Here is a 15,073-nt window from a genome sequence, read left to right as displayed (position 1 = left end):
GACGGCAATTAAGGTTCCAGAGTTTTATTCTCCGGCGGCCGAAATCAGAATTTTGTCGAGTTTGTCCTCCACTAGCGGATACATCGAACGCATGTACGCCGAGGTCATGTGGTAAGAATCCATGTAGACGAAAAGGTTGCCGATGATTAGCGGGCATTCCCCATCGGGGCATATCCACGGTGTCGGGTCGAACAGGTAGAGCTTTCCGGGCTGACGCTCGAAGTTGGTGAGCGCCTGAGCCGGATCTTGGCTGCTGTAGATCTCACCCATCGGCTGCGTGCAAACTTTCGCAGCAATTTCGTAGGCCGTTTTTTCGTCGAGATCTTTGAGGCCGTTTTCGACGATCGGATCCATGCACTCGAACGGTGTCTGTTTGAGTCTAGGCTCGTCGCGGATCCCTAAAATTTGGATGCCGCGGCTGGTGTACTTTTCGACGATTTTGTCGAAACCGGGCACTATCTCCTCGCTCTGGTCGCCAGGATTCGGAACATATGTGGAAGCAGCAATCACTAGATCGGGATTGATCTTTTCTATGTATTCGTCCACCGCTTTTGACCATTCAAAGCAACTAGGCCCATTAGAGGTATCGCTGACCGGCGATTCAACCACGCCGACAGATTCGCTAAATGTCTCAGAGGAATCGCTGGAGGCTCGAGTCTCGCCGCGCAAAATCTTGTATCGCTGGTAGCTTTCTTCGTCTGGGCTAATGAAGGAGCAGCCACCGCGTAGGGCTTGAACGATAGTCCAGCCGTTCTTCTTGAGCGCCGGCTCGATAAAAGGCAGATACTGTTCGACGCGAGAGTTGCCGGTTACAATCGCCACCTTATTCCTGTCGTTGTACCCCACCCGGCACCCATCGGCGAGAGTTTCGTCGTCGGGGCGGAATTCGCCGTCGCATTGAACGCCATCGATTGCTGCCCACTCGTCCTCCATTTGCTCACGCAACGGCTTGATGGGCTTGTCCTTGCTCGAATAGTCCTGAAAATCTTCGCTAAGAACTAGAGCGCCAGGATTATCCACACTGACGACGGCCGAGATCTTCTCTAACCGCTTCTGGATGATCGTCTGATAGGAGATCACCGGGACCAGGCCGACGAGCAGGGACGCGAGAATTATCGCGAGGCTATTCCTGTGTCGCTTTGCGGCCCAGTCGGAATACCTGATCGGCGCGTCGAGGTATTTGGTCAGCACGGTCGCGAACGCGATCGACACAGCGAGGACAACGAATCCCTGCGGGATGTTGAGCTGGCTCGAACCGGTGAGTTGAAGCGTGGTGATCAGAACCGGCCAGTGCGCAAGATAGAGCGCGTAAGAAATATCACCCAAAAATTTGAGTGGGCGGCTCGAAAGGATCCTGTCTGCCGAATACCAAACACCTGTGTTGCCCGCAATCAGGACGAGCACCGCAGCGCCCGTCGGCCATAGCGCGACATAGCCAGGGAACATCCCCTGGACGTCGACCAAAACGCCACACAGGAGCATAGCTATCAGCCCGAACCAGCCAAGCCCGACCCGAACGTTAAGGGCGCTCCTAGAACCGGTGAATTCTTTTCCGGGGCCGTAGCCGAAGAACCGTTCGACACCCGGCAATATCAGCGCCAGGAGCGCACCGAGCGCAAACTCCCACAGCCGAGTCCAGGTGCTGAAATATGCGTAGGACTGATTGGTGTTGGTTTGAATGATCGACCAGATAAGGGAGCCACCGAAGATAACTCCAAAAACTAGCGTCAGGATCTGACGAACGCTGAAGTTGATCTTTCTGCCCAAAAACCAGCAAACGGCGATGATGGCTGGCCAGAGTAAAAAGATCTGGCCCTGGATCGATAACGACCAGAAATGTTGGAGAGGGCTGACGACCGATTTATCCGCGTAATAGTCGAAGCTGTTAACCGCTAGGAACCAGTTTTCGTAGTAACAAATCGAAGCAACCGCCTCGCGCAGCACTCCCCTAATTCGTTCGGCGGGAAAGAACGCTTGTACCGCTATCACGGTGAACAAGATCGTGACGATAGCGGGCGGTAAGAGCCGTTTAAAGGCCTTAAGCCAATACCCCACCAACTCGATGTGCCGGCTGTTATCAATGCGACGCATAAACGTCTGCATCAGCAAGAAGCTAGAGATTAAGAGGAAGACGTCGATGCCGCCGCTTACTCGCCCAATCCAGATGTGATAAGCCGCCACCATGAGGATGGCCGTGGCTCGTAGACCGTGCAGCTCGGGTCGATAATTTGGTGCGTGGCTAGCCACGTCAGCCTTAACCTGCAAGCTAAATCACCCTTGTAAATAATCAGATACAGCGAAGGAACAATAATCTTGCCTGTAGGTAAATGGCAAAGAAGAGCGCGACTCTCGCAGCAACCAGACCTTAACCAAAAAGATACTAACGAGTTTTCCGAAACAAGAAGGGTGAATGGCTTTAGAATCAGCTTGAAGAAGTTTTTGAAGGTGGTGGGCGGTACTGGGATCGAACCAGCGACCTCTTCCGTGTCAGGGAAGCGCGCTACCGCTGCGCCAACCGCCCGAGGTGGAGACGGGATTTGAACCCGTGTAAACGGATTTGCAGTCCGGTGCCTCGCCTCTCGGCCACTCCACCAAATTGAGGAGCCTAGGCCCTCAGACCTTCTCCGAGCGGACGACGGGATTCGAACCCGCGACCCTCACCTTGGCAAGGTGATGCTCTACCAACTGAGCCACGTCCGCATGCCCTCTTCGGGGCTGCCCTGTTTTTCAAGTGCGAGGACTAACTTAGCGGAGTTTTGGCGAATGTCAAAATCGAGCCCACAACCCCAGTTCCCAAAGCAAAAAACCGCGCTTTTACGCCCGAGATAGCATGTCTAGGCATGGCTAAGAAACTCATCTTGATGCGTCATGCCCAGGCAGAATCCAGAAGCGGATGCAGCGATCACGAAAGAAAGCTTTCCGCATTTGGACGTCAGCAGGCTAAAGCAGCCGGCCTGGCTTTGCGCGACGACAGCATCGAGATGGTCATGTGCTCTGACGCGGCTAGGACTCGCGACACTCTTGACCAGCTAGACCTGCCCAACAATCCACACGTGGAATACATGCGAGCTCTCTACCTGTGCTCCGTCAAGACACTACGCCAGCAGATATCCGAAGTTCCAGACGAAATTTCCACTTTGCTGATCGTCGCTCACGCCCCCAGCATCCCTCACTTGGCCGCCGAGTTGTCTTGGGCCCAAGACCCAAGAAAAGCGGACGCATTGACCTGCGCCTACCCCACCGCAGCCTTCTCCAAGTTCGAAGTATCAGGAACCTGGCAGGAGCTGGGCGAGGCGAAGCCCGGAGATAAAATCACCCGCCCACTCAATTAAGCGAGCGCATTACTACCGGCAACTAGCCCGTACCGGAATTTTCACGTGCCAAAATTGACGTTTCGCAGCTTGAACGACGTTTACCACTGCGCTAATCTCTTCTGACGAAAGGGCGATTGGCGCAGTGGTAGCGCGCTTCGTTCACACCGAAGAGGTCGCTGGTTCGAACCCAGTATCGCCCACCCTAGTCAGAACCAGTTTTTACTCGTCCCCAACAGCAATCGTATGCAGCGAATATGCAGCAGCACCAGATTTTTAACCAATCTTGATGCCACCGAAAAATCGGAATTTTTGGTCTCGCTAAAAGTGTCCGAAAAAACGAAGCGCCCCGCAGCAAAAATGCCGCGAAGCGCTCTTAGTAACTGAATTTGCTATTTGAAGAAATAGTCCAGAGTTTGTTCCTCATCGACGAAAGAGCACCCAGAGACAACCATACCAGCGACCTTCGAAACCTCGTCCTTTTCAGACGACCTGTTGTTCTCTTTAAAATTGGTTTCAATCGTTTTCTTTTGTTTCGAGCTACTCATTTTAAGATAGTCTCCGCAGGTCGTTTCAGAACCCTTGTTTGCTGGACCGCAAGCACAAAGGCTGAGCATCACCAGTGATGCCAAAAATCCGGACGCAACCTTATTAACCCGATTCATTTTCGGTTCCCCTTCTAATCCACGAAATACGGACACAACGGTAACACACTGTGCAGATTCAGTGTTTTTAAGGGGTTAGCAATTACAGCTAAAAGTGATCTTTTTCCGGTTATCATGACTCTAGGTATTCTTAGAACATTAGAAAAATAGTGAATAAACCATTTTTCCAGATGAGCCTCCCACACTTAATCACCATAGACATAGAACCGATTGTTCAGAGAAACTAAGAGCCACACAACCTATTAATATCTTTAAAAAATTGCAGATTTCCTCAACTATGAAATAAATATACGGAAAATATTCTGAGCACGTCGAAGTCTTTCAAACAGTCTTCCAAAAGCACTCTGCAAAAGCTTGCTAGAACGAAAACAAAGCCGTTGTATACGTCACCAAGCTCACTAACGATCTCAATAAAATTGGCATCTTTGCTTCGTCGCCGTGTTAAGTAATTAAATAAATCAAATCTGGGGCGGGATTTTTCCCACCCCAGATTTTTTCTCATAAATTATCGGGTGCACAAACCTAGCTTCCGCTCAGTTTCATGCACCCGATAATTATTTAACCGCTACTTAGCTATTCATTTCATCGTATTTGGTCACCACCGCGCGCATCGCCTCAACGATGCCGGCGGGTACACCCTGCTTTTGCATCTCGATGATGCCGCGAATGGTCGTGCCACCCGGTGAGCTGATGCCCTCAAGCAGGTCCGCAACTCGGTAATCGCGCTCGCGCACGTATGCCGCTGATCCCTCAACCGTTGCCGTGGCGATCTGCAGGGCTTGAGCTCGCGTCATGCCGAAATCGACACCAGCGTCTGCCATCGCGGAGATGAACATGTAGATGAAAGCAGGCGCAGAACCGGCCAGCGCCGTGACCGCCCCGAGCTGCTCCTCGCGAACTTGCTGAGCCTTCCCAAAGCTGCCCAAGAACTTCATGACGGCTTCACGCTGTGCGCCGTCAACTGCGTCTTCAAACACGACGCCCGTGAAGCCCTTGCCGATCTGAGCGGGCATGTTAGGCATCGTGCGAACCAAATGCCCGCTCTTTCCCAAGAAACCGCGTAGCTGCTCGAGGTTGAACGCGGGAGTGATGCTGATCACAACTGCGTCGACACCAACCGCACCAGAAATCTGGCCTAGCACCTCGGGGTAACTGGATGGTTCTGTAGCGATCACCACCACATCAGCACCTTTGACCGCCTTGGCCTTATCGGCCTGTGCAGCTACACCGTACTTCTCTGCAAGCCTGGCCATGGACTTTTCGGTGTGCGTGTTTACCCGAACATCCGCGGCATTTACCACGCTTGCGCGTAGCGCGCCGGAGAGCATGGCCTCCCCCATGTTCCCGCATCCGATGAATGCAAGTTTCATTTTCGAATCATCTTCTTTCGAGGTTTTGGGATCCGGCCTGTGCTGAGCGGGTTCTGGGTCTTTCGGCTCAGGATCGAAACCGCCCGAGAAAAGGTCTAGCTGTTCGTCCTGGGGTTCTTCATGCAGCCCCTGGGCAGGGACCAGATTGAAACCAGGGCCTCGATCGACCTCTTTACCCTGCTGGACAGCCGTAGCCGCTCCTCTGGCGCACGTGTCCGCGGCCTCGTTCAGGTCGTGTCCGGAGTGGCCTTTAACCCACTCGAAACGAACCATGCGCCCCTGTAATGCCTCGTCCAGCGCTTTAACCAGCTCAAGATTGAGAACGGGCTTGCCGTCGGCCTTCTTCCATCCTTTGCGCTTCCAGCCAGGCATCCACTTCGTAACTGTATTAATGACGTATTGGCTATCGCAGAGGATCTTCAGGTGTTCGTCGGTGTGGGCAGTCGCGCGGAGAAGGTTAAGAACCGCTTTGAGCTCACCCTGATTATTTGTGCCGTTCTCCCAGCCGTCAGCGGCCCAATTGTTCCGATCGATATACCAAGCCCAACCCGCAGGTCCGGGATTGTTTAGAGCGGAACCGTCTGCAGCAGCAATAATCATGTTGCTTACCCTACAGCCGCGTCGGAGTGAACCTCGATACCACCGGCGACAATTCCGTCGCTGACTTCGCGGATCTTGGCTTTGGCCTCGTCACTGGAAAAACCGACGAGTTTAGCTCCCGCGTTCCTCAAAGTGCCGATGTAAGCGGTATTGCTAAACTCACCCTCTTTGGCCTGATAGATGACGTCGCTGACGGCACTCGAGTAGTCGCGGATGGCAGATGCGATGATGATGTCGCAAGCATCAGCATTCTCTGTGCATCCATCTACGCCGCTCCAGATCAACTTCGCGCCAGCAGCCTTAGCGGGCTCGATGGCGCCCTTATTAGAAACCTCGGCCACAGGCATGATGACGTCCGCGCCCTTACCGATAAGTTCGCTGGTGATCGTCTTAGCTGCGTCCGGGTTGTTGAATGGATCGCCGTCGGTGATGTAGCTACCCGACTTGGCCTGCTGATCCCACCCGACAACCTTGACATCGGCGGAATTCTTACCGTTGTAGTAGGAAACGCCTTGAACGAAACCATCCAGGTACATCGTCACGGACGGGACGAATAGGCCTCCAAAAACGCCAACAGTGCCGGATTTAGTCTGGCTAGCCGCCAGGTATCCGGCGAGGAAACCCACTTCGTGAGTGTTGAAAACCATTGGTTTGAGATTGCCGAGCTGCTGATTTGGCGTGCCGCCAAGCAGCGCGAAGTTGACGTCGGGATTAGTCTTGGCTGCCGCTTCCAACGGGGTCGTGATGTCCTCGCCAACGCCAAAGATCAACTTGCAACCGGAGCTAACCATCTGTTGCAGGGCACGCGGGATGTCGTCGGCCTCAACCTCGTTTGTTTCAATCCCAAGGTCCTCTTGGCTCTTTGACAACCCCGCCTCAGCCTGCTTACCCACCGGCGTCGAGAAGCCGCCCTCAACAGAGACCATGCACGCCTTGAAGTTCTCCTGAACCTTGCCGGTCGACGGTGTCTCAGACGGCTGGCTAGTGGCCGGAGGCTGGGCGCAACCCGCAAGCCCAACGGCGCCTAGCAGAGTCAGGCCGAGCGCTATTTTGGGGAAAACTTTTCTAGACATGGCAACCTTCCTGTTTTCATCGGACCTTAAGAATCTTCTGACCTCGTAACATCTTCGGAATGCTGAAATGCAGCAAGGTCGTTACGAGATTTTGCATCAGAAATGACGACCTGTTCATTCGTCGAACCGGCGCTATCGCCTGCCACTATTCGCCTCATTCGCAGCCACGAGGCACGGCGACCGTCCATCTCTATGACGGTGAATTTAACTGGCACCTCGTTGCCTTCCTCTTCGCCTAACGGCCCAGAAGGACGAAGACGAGAGAAGATTTCGTCGCCAAGCTCCGGAAGCCGTCCGATTTGGGCCATGAAATAGCCGGCGACCGTGTCGTAGGGGCCCTCCGGCAACACGAGATGAGCCCGCTCCTCAAAGTCCTCCAATGAGGTCAGCCCCTCCAGATCGTGCTGATCAAGGTGCTGGGCGTATTCGGCGTCCACGACGTCGTACTCATCAGTGATCTCTCCGATCAATTCCTCGATGAGATCCTCAATCGTCACCAGACCCGCGGTGCCGCCATACTCGTCAAGGACTATTGCTAAATGGGCGTTTTCCCGCTGCAGCGTGCGAAGCGCAACGAGAACCCTGACGGTGGCGGGCAAAGATTTAACCGGGCGAACCAGAGTCAGAATCGGATCTTTGAGTTGCTTCTCGTCGAGCTTCATCAAGTCGCGAACATGAAGGAAGCCGACCACCTGGTCGGGGGATCCAATAATTACCGGGTATCGGGAGTGCTCCCTATCGACTACAACGTCGATGATGTCCTCGGCTGATTCGTTGCCGTCTAGGAAGTCAACCTCAGTTCTAGGCACCATGACCTCGCGCAGGCTGCGATCGCCCGCGTCGAAAACGTCGTCCACGATACGTCGTTCGTCGATGCCTAGCGACTCGGCGCTCGCCACCATCGAGCGGAGCTCCTCCTCGCTCACCGATTCCTTACCGGCATTTGGGTCGCCGCCGAGAACTCGAACCATGACGTTAGTGCACTTACCGAGAAGCCAAATCAGCGGACGGCAGATGGTGGCGATGGCGTCGATTAACGGAGCGAGAGCAAGAGAGAACTGCTCTGTGTTCTGCAAAGCTAGACGCTTAGCAGTCAGCTCCGAAAGCACGATGGACAGGAATGAAATCATCGCTGTTACGGCGATGATAGCGATAGTGTTCGAGGCCGGGACTCCCATGGAATCGAGCCAGGGGCCGAGGTACTTGTTAGCGAGAGAGTCCGAACCGAACGCCGAACTCAAGAAGCCAGCGACAGTCACGCCGATCTGCACCGAAGACAAAAACCGATTCTGATCGCTCGTAAGTTTCTCGATCGCCTTGCCTCGTTTACCCTTATGCGAAAGCTTTCTGATTTGAGAATCACGTAGCGTAACCAGCGCCATCTCGGAGGCGGAAAAGATTCCGCCGATAAAGAAGAGCAAGAAGATGACGCCGATGGAAACCCACAAGTCACTCATTGCTATCACCGGCAAAACTGCCAGTTAGACGTGACGCCGGCCCGTAGCCGGCACGAAAACTATGAGAGTCGCTACTTTCATTCACCTGACCAGGTTATCCGCTTGGACACGCGAACCCTAGTCACAAACGCGAAATGCCCTAGCAACAACGTGCAATAACTCATTTATGTAGCGAAATGTCCTGCCCAATGATCCCCATCAGACTAACGTCAAGTGTTGACGCGCTACGCTTCTATATGTAAGCCCAAAGCCGGGTTTGGGGTCTAGCTACCCCTGGGTTTCCCTTAAGCAGGGAAAAACAATTGAAAGGATTTTGATGAACCAGACGCCATTAAAGGTTGCCGTTACTGGAGCCGCCGGACAGATCTGCTACAGCCTGCTATTCCGCATCGCTAGTGGTGCGCTTGCTGGCGATCGCCCCATCGAGCTAAGACTCCTCGAGATCACCCCCGCTCTTCCTCGTCTTGAAGGCGTCGTCATGGAGCTGGACGACTGCGCGTTCGACAACGTCGTAAACATCGAGATCGGCGACGACCCACGCAAGGTATTCGACGGCGTTAACGCTGCAATGCTGGTTGGCTCTATGCCGCGTAAGGCCGGCATGGACCGCTCCGATCTGCTCAGCGCCAACGGCAAGATCTTCACCGGTCAGGGCAAGGCCCTGAACGACGTTGCCGCCGACGACGTTCACGTCCTGGTAACCGGCAACCCGGCAAACACCAACGCACTGATCGCCATGAACAACGCTCCTGACATCCCGAACCGCCAGTTCAGCGCTCTGACTCGCCTCGACCACAACCGCGCCAAGACTCAGCTGGCCAAGAAGCTGGGCGTGCCTGTCTCCGAGGTCAAGAAGATGACCGTCTGGGGCAACCACTCCAACACCCAGTACCCCGACGTCTTCCATGCCGAGGTTGCCGGTGCACCGGTCGGTGACAAGATCGAGCAGTCCTGGCTCGAGAACGAGTTCATCCCGACCGTCTCTAAGCGCGGTGGCGCGATCATCGAGGCTCGCGGCGCGAGCTCCGCTGCATCTGCCGCACATGCAACCGTCGAATGCATGCACGACTGGCTGTTCGGCACCCCGGAGAACGACTGGGTTTCCATGTCCGTAGTTTCCGAGGGTCAGTACGGCATCCCCGAGGGCCTCATCTACTCGATGCCTGTTACCTGCTCGAATGGCGACTACAAGGTCATCGAGGGCCTGGAGATCAACGACTTCAGCCGCGCCAAGCTCGACACTTCCGCCGCAGAGCTGGAGGAAGAGCGCAAGACCGTTACCGAACTCGGCCTGATCTAAGAAAAAACTAAATAACAATTAGCGGGCAGGGGCATTCCCCTGCCCGCTTTTTTGCGACCGTAAAATGAGACAAAAGGCCGCGCTTTTTCCGAGATGTTAGATTCATCACTCGTGAAGGAAATCAAGGACAAATCGACGCGCGGTGCATTCAACAGCAGAACGGCGTTTATTCTCGCTGCAGTGGGTTCCGCAGTTGGACTCGGCAACATTTGGCGCTTTCCGTACGTGGCATACTCCAACGGCGGTGGCGCGTTCATCATTCCATACGTTTTCGCGCTTCTCGCGGTCGGCATCCCGATGCTATTCCTAGATTTCGCAATCGGACACCGCTATCGCGCCTCGTCACCTCTGGCTTTCCGCAGACTGCACAAACTGACCGAGCCGATCGGCTGGTGGCACATGTGCATTTGCTTCATCATCGGCATTTACTACGCCGTGATTTTAGCCTGGTCTGCGATGTACTTCATCTATTCGTTTACGAAGGCATGGGGAGAAGATCCCGGAACGTTCTTCACAGAACAATTCACCCAGTCTGTACCCGCGGAGCAGGCGCACATCGGGTTCGACTACATCGGTCAGATCTTCACGCCGATGCTGATCGTTTGGGTGGCTGTGATCGCGGTCTTGACGCTCGGCGTCCAAAAGGGCATCGCCGGCGTAAACAAAATCTTCATGCCGCTGCTGACCGTCATGTTCTTGATTATGGTCGGTGTTGCTCTCACCTTGCCGGGCGCGACCGACGGCATCAATGCGTTCTTCACTCCTAAGTGGGACGCGCTGCTCGACTCCGGCGTTTGGGCTGCCGCGTTCGGCCAGATTTTCTTCTCGCTATCGGTGGCGTTCGGTATTCAGCAGACCTACGCTTCTTACCTGCCAAAGAACTCCGACCTGACGGGTTCCGGCTTGGTGGTCGGCTTCGCTAACTCCTCGTTCGAATTGCTTTCGGGCATCGGCGTTTTTGCTGTTCTGGGATTCATGGCTCAGGTTCAGGGCGTTGGCGTCGATGAGACAGCAAGCGCCGGCATCGGCCTGGCGTTCATCGCCTTCCCGACAATCATCAATCAGGCACCTGCAGGAACCTTGATCGGCATCTTGTTCTTCGGCTCACTGACATTCGCCGCGTTTACTTCGATGATCTCGATCATCGAAGCCCTGATCGCTTCCATTGAGGACAAGCTCGGCCTAAAGAGGGTTCCGAGCGTGTTGCTTGTAGGCGTTCCGATGGCCCTTACCTCGCTACTGCTGTTCCCCACCACCACGGGACTCAACCTGTTGGATGTGCTGGACAACTTCGTTAACAACTTCGGCATCGTAACCGTGGCTCTGATCTCGACCATCACGCTGACCGCTGCATTCGGCGCATTGCCCACCCTTCGCAACCACCTCAACCGCTCTAGCTCGTTCAAGCTCGGACGTGGCTGGCAGGTCCTGGTCGGCGGCGTGACGCCGGTTGTATTGGGCTACATCCTCATCAACGAGGTGCAGAAAGTCCTCACCGACGGCTACGGCGGCATGCCGAGCTGGTTCATCGACGTGTTCGGCTGGGGCATGACGGTGGCGTTGGTCATCGTGGCCTTCGTCCTGAGTTCTTTGCCTTGGAGCATGAGGTCCGCGGCGTCTAAGTTCGACACCGACGGAGACAAGCTGCCGCCACCCATCCTCGACAGGCTGGTCGACTCCGGACACCTGCAAGAGGTGTTGGACGACCCGACCATTGCGTCTGAAGAGCTCGAGGCCCTAGAGCGCTACCGTCGTAGCCAAATCGAAGGCCGAAAGGATATCTAAATGACTATTACAGCAATAGTGATGTTCGTGGTTTTCGCAGTCATCCTGTGGGGCGGCCTGACGGTCTCGCTGATCAACCTGCTGCGTCACCCCGAGGGTTCGGTGCAGCTGCTGGACGACAACGGGAATCCCGTCGAACGTCCAGCCCCTTAACCGACACCGGACCAACGCGTGCATGACGCCAGGCATCGGGGCTGTCATCGTGTAAGCCGGGTCCGCCGTCCGGTACGGGTTGAGGAAGACCTAGCAGTATTCATCAATGAATTGCTGTTCACCCATAGATCTACGGACTGCTTAATGGCCTTACCGTGGAGCAGCTTGGCCGTTCCCTCGGGGTCCGTGACGGCGATCTGTGCGCTGAGCCAGGCGGAGGTGACGTCGGCACCCGTTTGCGCAACTGGCTCAATTTTTCAAGGCCTGTTTCGTGACCTTCGGTCATGAAATATAGCTCTGTATCTCAAATTCATTAGGGCAACTGCCGGCGCTTATTTGGCCGAAAATTTAAGCGTATTGACGCGCCACCGATTCGGCCTGCAACCCGTAGCCGCCGCCGAAGAGCTGGGCGTGGACGAGGAGCGGATGCAGCTGATGCAGACCGATCAGTTCCCGCCAACCGGAAACGAGCTTCGCTGCTTCGGCGTATGAAGACTTGATTACCTCCAGATGTGGGTAGCCAAATAGCTCGAGCAAGGCCAGGTCGGTGACCGGATGCCCGCCGTGCGCGGCGGAGTCAATCAACGTCAAGCCATCGGGCGTCGACAGCACGTTGCCGGCCCACATGTCGCCGTGGATTCTCGCCGGCTTTCGGTCGTCATCGAAATCCCCATTGCGTAGCTTCTCGCAGACTTTTTCGATAAGCCGCATGCAATTCTTTGAGATGGCGCCGAGCTCTAGAGAGTTTTTCGCGTATGGCATCAACCGAAGGTCCGCGAAGAAAGCTCCCCACTTGTCGTATTCGCCCAGCACCAGGCGGGAACGGCCAATCCACGCCAACTTAGAATCGTCCCAGCCGTCGGGGCCGCAACCGAAGCAGCGGGCGCCTGCAGCGTGGGTTTTAGCCAACGCCACGCCGAATTCCTCGCTTGCCTTTCGGGTCTGCGGAGCCGATTCGAGCATGGGTTCGACCAACTCACCATTATCGAAGCTGACGACGGGCACGACGTTGGCGCCATCGGCATCGGCGAGCCACTTCAGCCCAAGCGCCTCCCACCTTGCTTGATCTGCGCTGCTTCGCTTTGTGAAATTCATGCTTACATCCTTTCAGCTAGACCGCGTCGATTCGGCAGCGAAGTGGAAAACAGCGCGAAGACAAAAGTGGCCAGGCCCGAACCGGACCTGGCCACCTGTTTTCGATGCTTTAGGCGTTCAGCGATTCCTTCGCGGCCTTCACGACGTTGTCAACGGTGAAGCCGAACTCCTCGAACAGCTTGGCGCCCTTAGCGGAGGCACCGAAGTGCTCGATCGAGACGGAACGACCCTTGCAACCGGTGTACTTCTCCCAGCCGCGTGCAATGCCGGCCTCAACGCTAACGCGAGCGGTGACCTCAGGCGGCAGCACCTCGTTGCGGTAGCTCTCCGGCTGTTCGTCGAACCATTCCTGGCAAGGCATGGAAACGACGCGAGTCGGGGTGCCCTCTGCCTCGAGCTTCTCAGCAGCGTCGAGAGCCAACTCAACCTCGGAGCCGGTGGCAATCAGAATCAGCTTGGCATCGGAGGAGGCTTCCTTCACGACGTAAGCGCCCTTCGCTGCGCCTTCAGCGCTGGCGTACTCGTTGCGATCGATGGTGCGCAGGTCCTGACGAGACAGAACCAGACCGACGGGGCCATCGGTGCGCTTAAGGGCCTCACGCCATGCGATGGCGGTCTCGTTAGCGTCGGCAGGACGAACGATAGACAGACCCGGGATCGCACGGTATGCGCACAGGTGCTCGATAGGCTGGTGAGTCGGGCCGTCTTCGCCGACGCCAATCGAGTCGTGCGTCCAGACGAAGATGGTCGGCAGGTTCATCAGCGAAGCCAGACGGACCGGTGGGCGCATGTAGTCGGCAAACACGAAGAAGGTGCCGCCGTACGCCTTGGTCAAGCCGGACAGGTTAATGCCGTTCAGTATGCCGCCCATGGCGTGCTCACGAATGCCGAAGTGCAGGGTGCGACCGAACGGGTTGCCCTGCCAGTCGTCGGTGACGCGGTCTTCCGGCAGGAAGCTCGGCTCACCCTTCATCGTGGTGTTGTTGGAGCCCGCGAGGTCAGCGGAGCCACCCCACAGCTCGGGCAGCTGGTCAGCAAACTTGTTGAGGACAACCTCGGATGCCTTACGGGTGGACATGGAGCCGGGCTCGAAGGTCGGCAGCTCAAGGTCGCTAGGCAGCTCGCCTGCGCGTACGCGGTCGAGCAGCTTCTTGCGATCGGGGTTGGCCTTCGCCCATTCGTCGAACTTGGCGTTCCATTCTTCGCGAGCCGCCTTACCGCGCTCCGCGAGGTTCTTGCGCGAGTACTCGACAACCTCGTCCTCGATTGCGAACGGCTCGTCCTTAAAGCCGAGAGCATCCTTGAGGCGGGTGATCTCTTCGTCGCCCAATGCGGAACCGTGAGTGGTGTGGCTACCCTGCATGGTGGGCAGCGGCCAGGCGATGATGGTCTTGAGGTGGATGAGGGTCGGCTTGTCGGTGACCTTCTTACCCTTCTCGATTGCATCGTAAAGGGCCGGAACGTCTTCCTTGTAATCCTTGCCGCCGCAAGTCCAGTCGACCTCGTGAACATCCCAACCGTATGCCTCGAAGCGCTTGGAGACGTCTTCAGTGAAGGCGATCTGAGTGTCGCCCTCGATGGAGATCCTGTTGTCATCGTAGATCAGGATCAGGTTGCCCAGACGCTGTGTGCCTGCGAGCGAAACGGCCTCGGCTGCGACACCTTCCTGGAGGCAGCCGTCGCCAGCGACAGCGTATACGTAGTGGTCGAAAACGCTCTCGCCCTTGTTCTCCGGGTCGTACAGACCGTGTTCACGACGTGCAGCCATTGCCATGCCGACCGCGTTGCTGATGCCAGCGCCGAGCGGACCGGTGGTGACCTCTACGAAATCGGTGTGGCCGTATTCTGGGTGACCAGGAGTCAGTGCGCCCCAGGTACGCAGCGATTGGAGGTCTTCGAGCTCGAGGCCCAGGCCGCCAAGGAAGAGCTGGCTGTACTGGAGAATCGAGGCGTGACCCGCAGAAAGAATGAAACGGTCGCGACCAATCCACTTAGGATCCTTCGGGTCAGTCTTCATAACCTTCTGGTAAAGCAGGTAAGCAACCGGGGCTAGGGAGATGGCAGTTCCGGGGTGTCCGTTGCCGACCTTCTGCACTGAGTCGGCGGCTAGAATGCGGGCGGTGTCAACCGCACGCTCGTCCTGTTTTGTCCAGGTGAAATCGCTCACTTTAATTAATCCTCATTTCGATTGTGAAGATCCAACGGTGGATCAGCGATGAAATGCAATTGTACTAGACCATTGTACGTGTACTTGTAAGTGTGCT

The 15,073-nt window shown here is 55.9% G+C and carries 10 protein-coding genes, 4 tRNA genes and 2 pseudogenes; 5 read left to right on the top strand and 11 right to left on the bottom strand.

The genetic code is table 11. From position 1 onward, the window contains the following. Positions 1–24: 24 nt before the first annotated feature. The 4 genes from G556_RS0101945 to G556_RS0101930 all read right to left on the bottom strand — a co-directional run bounded on the left by G556_RS0101945 (position 25) and on the right by G556_RS0101930 (position 2,700). Positions 25–2,265 carry an acyltransferase family protein gene (locus tag G556_RS0101945; protein ID WP_028821567.1) on the bottom strand — a complete coding sequence of 747 codons (2,241 nt, stop codon included), beginning with the start codon at positions 2,263–2,265 and terminating at the stop codon, positions 25–27. A gap of 181 nt (positions 2,266–2,446) precedes the next feature. Continuing rightward, positions 2,447–2,521: transfer RNA gene (locus G556_RS0101940), tRNA-Val, on the bottom strand. 1 nt (position 2,522) lies between these two features. Beyond that, positions 2,523–2,593: transfer RNA gene (locus G556_RS0101935), tRNA-Cys, on the bottom strand. Positions 2,594–2,627: 34 nt separating this feature from the next. Further along, positions 2,628–2,700, bottom strand: a tRNA-Gly gene (locus G556_RS0101930). A gap of 140 nt (positions 2,701–2,840) precedes the next feature. Between G556_RS0101930 and G556_RS0101925 the strand changes: the two genes are divergently transcribed. Together G556_RS0101925 and G556_RS0101920 are read left to right on the top strand one after the other, a co-directional pair. Next, positions 2,841–3,332 carry a SixA phosphatase family protein gene (locus G556_RS0101925; RefSeq protein WP_036915393.1) on the top strand — a complete coding sequence of 164 codons (492 nt, stop codon included), beginning with the start codon at positions 2,841–2,843 and terminating at the stop codon, positions 3,330–3,332. A gap of 110 nt (positions 3,333–3,442) precedes the next feature. Further along, positions 3,443–3,514 (top strand) — tRNA-Val (locus tag G556_RS0101920). A 189-nt stretch (positions 3,515–3,703) separates the two neighbouring features. On the opposite strand, the gene G556_RS0101915 is transcribed toward G556_RS0101920, so the two are convergent. From G556_RS0101915 to G556_RS09870, 5 genes and pseudogenes are all read right to left on the bottom strand, one after another. Beyond that, on the bottom strand, positions 3,704–3,976 hold the full coding sequence (locus G556_RS0101915; protein ID WP_155941715.1) for a hypothetical protein: 273 nt from the start codon (positions 3,974–3,976) through the stop codon (positions 3,704–3,706). 569 nt (positions 3,977–4,545) lie between these two features. Further along, positions 4,546–5,331, bottom strand: a pseudogene (proC, locus tag G556_RS11675) (pyrroline-5-carboxylate reductase); the annotation flags it as partial. Between the two features lie 66 nt (positions 5,332–5,397). Continuing rightward, a pseudogene (locus G556_RS11670) lies at positions 5,398–5,946 on the bottom strand (ribonuclease H family protein); the annotation flags it as partial. Between the two features lie 5 nt (positions 5,947–5,951). Continuing rightward, the gene (locus G556_RS09875) at positions 5,952–7,019 is read right to left on the bottom strand and encodes a BMP family ABC transporter substrate-binding protein (RefSeq protein ID WP_051176540.1); all 1,068 of its coding nucleotides are present in this window, start codon (positions 7,017–7,019) and stop codon (positions 5,952–5,954) included. Between the two features lie 26 nt (positions 7,020–7,045). Continuing rightward, positions 7,046–8,476, bottom strand: a complete 1,431-nt coding sequence (locus G556_RS09870; protein ID WP_036915391.1) for a hemolysin family protein — start codon at positions 8,474–8,476, stop codon at positions 7,046–7,048. Between the two features lie 316 nt (positions 8,477–8,792). Here G556_RS09870 and G556_RS0101895 point away from each other — a divergent pair, with 316 nt between their 5' ends. The 3 genes from G556_RS0101895 (at position 8,793) to G556_RS11205 (ending at position 11,714) form a co-directional block, all read left to right on the top strand. Continuing rightward, the gene (locus tag G556_RS0101895) at positions 8,793–9,776 is read left to right on the top strand and encodes a malate dehydrogenase (RefSeq protein WP_028821564.1); all 984 of its coding nucleotides are present in this window, start codon (positions 8,793–8,795) and stop codon (positions 9,774–9,776) included. Between the two features lie 111 nt (positions 9,777–9,887). After that, positions 9,888–11,561, top strand: a complete 1,674-nt coding sequence (locus G556_RS0101890; protein ID WP_233418158.1) for a sodium-dependent transporter — start codon at positions 9,888–9,890, stop codon at positions 11,559–11,561. Next, a complete protein-coding gene (locus G556_RS11205; RefSeq protein WP_081675474.1) occupies positions 11,562–11,714 on the top strand; it encodes a methionine/alanine import family NSS transporter small subunit in 153 nt (50 codons plus the stop codon). 348 nt (positions 11,715–12,062) lie between these two features. On the opposite strand, the gene G556_RS0101880 is transcribed toward G556_RS11205, so the two are convergent. Further along, the gene (locus G556_RS0101880) at positions 12,063–12,809 is read right to left on the bottom strand and encodes a fructosamine kinase family protein (RefSeq protein ID WP_028821562.1); all 747 of its coding nucleotides are present in this window, start codon (positions 12,807–12,809) and stop codon (positions 12,063–12,065) included. A 109-nt stretch (positions 12,810–12,918) separates the two neighbouring features. Then, a complete protein-coding gene (tkt, locus tag G556_RS0101875; RefSeq protein ID WP_028821561.1) occupies positions 12,919–14,976 on the bottom strand; it encodes a transketolase in 2,058 nt (685 codons plus the stop codon). Positions 14,977–15,073 lie beyond the last annotated feature (97 nt).

The organism is Propionimicrobium lymphophilum DSM 4903, from assembly GCF_000423485.1.
Classification (GTDB): domain Bacteria; phylum Actinomycetota; class Actinomycetes; order Propionibacteriales; family Propionibacteriaceae; genus Propionimicrobium; species Propionimicrobium lymphophilum.
The sequence above is the reverse complement of the archived record's forward strand: the minus strand, read 5'-3'. Positions and strand labels throughout refer to the sequence as shown.

Bases quoted from the DNA above. Each gene is read 5' to 3' on its own strand.
- G556_RS0101895 (WP_028821564.1), top strand. From the start codon at position 8,793: ATGAACCAGACGCCATTAAAGGTTGCCGTTACTGGAGCCGCCGGACAG.
- G556_RS0101915 (WP_155941715.1), bottom strand. From the start codon at position 3,976: ATGAATCGGGTTAATAAGGTTGCGTCCGGATTTTTGGCATCACTGGTG.
- G556_RS0101880 (WP_028821562.1), bottom strand. From the start codon at position 12,809: ATGAATTTCACAAAGCGAAGCAGCGCAGATCAAGCAAGGTGGGAGGCG.
- G556_RS09870 (WP_036915391.1), bottom strand. From the start codon at position 8,476: ATGAGTGACTTGTGGGTTTCCATCGGCGTCATCTTCTTGCTCTTCTTT.
- G556_RS0101925 (WP_036915393.1), top strand. From the start codon at position 2,841: ATGGCTAAGAAACTCATCTTGATGCGTCATGCCCAGGCAGAATCCAGA.
- G556_RS11205 (WP_081675474.1), top strand. From the start codon at position 11,562: ATGACTATTACAGCAATAGTGATGTTCGTGGTTTTCGCAGTCATCCTG.
- G556_RS09875 (WP_051176540.1), bottom strand. From the start codon at position 7,019: ATGTCTAGAAAAGTTTTCCCCAAAATAGCGCTCGGCCTGACTCTGCTA.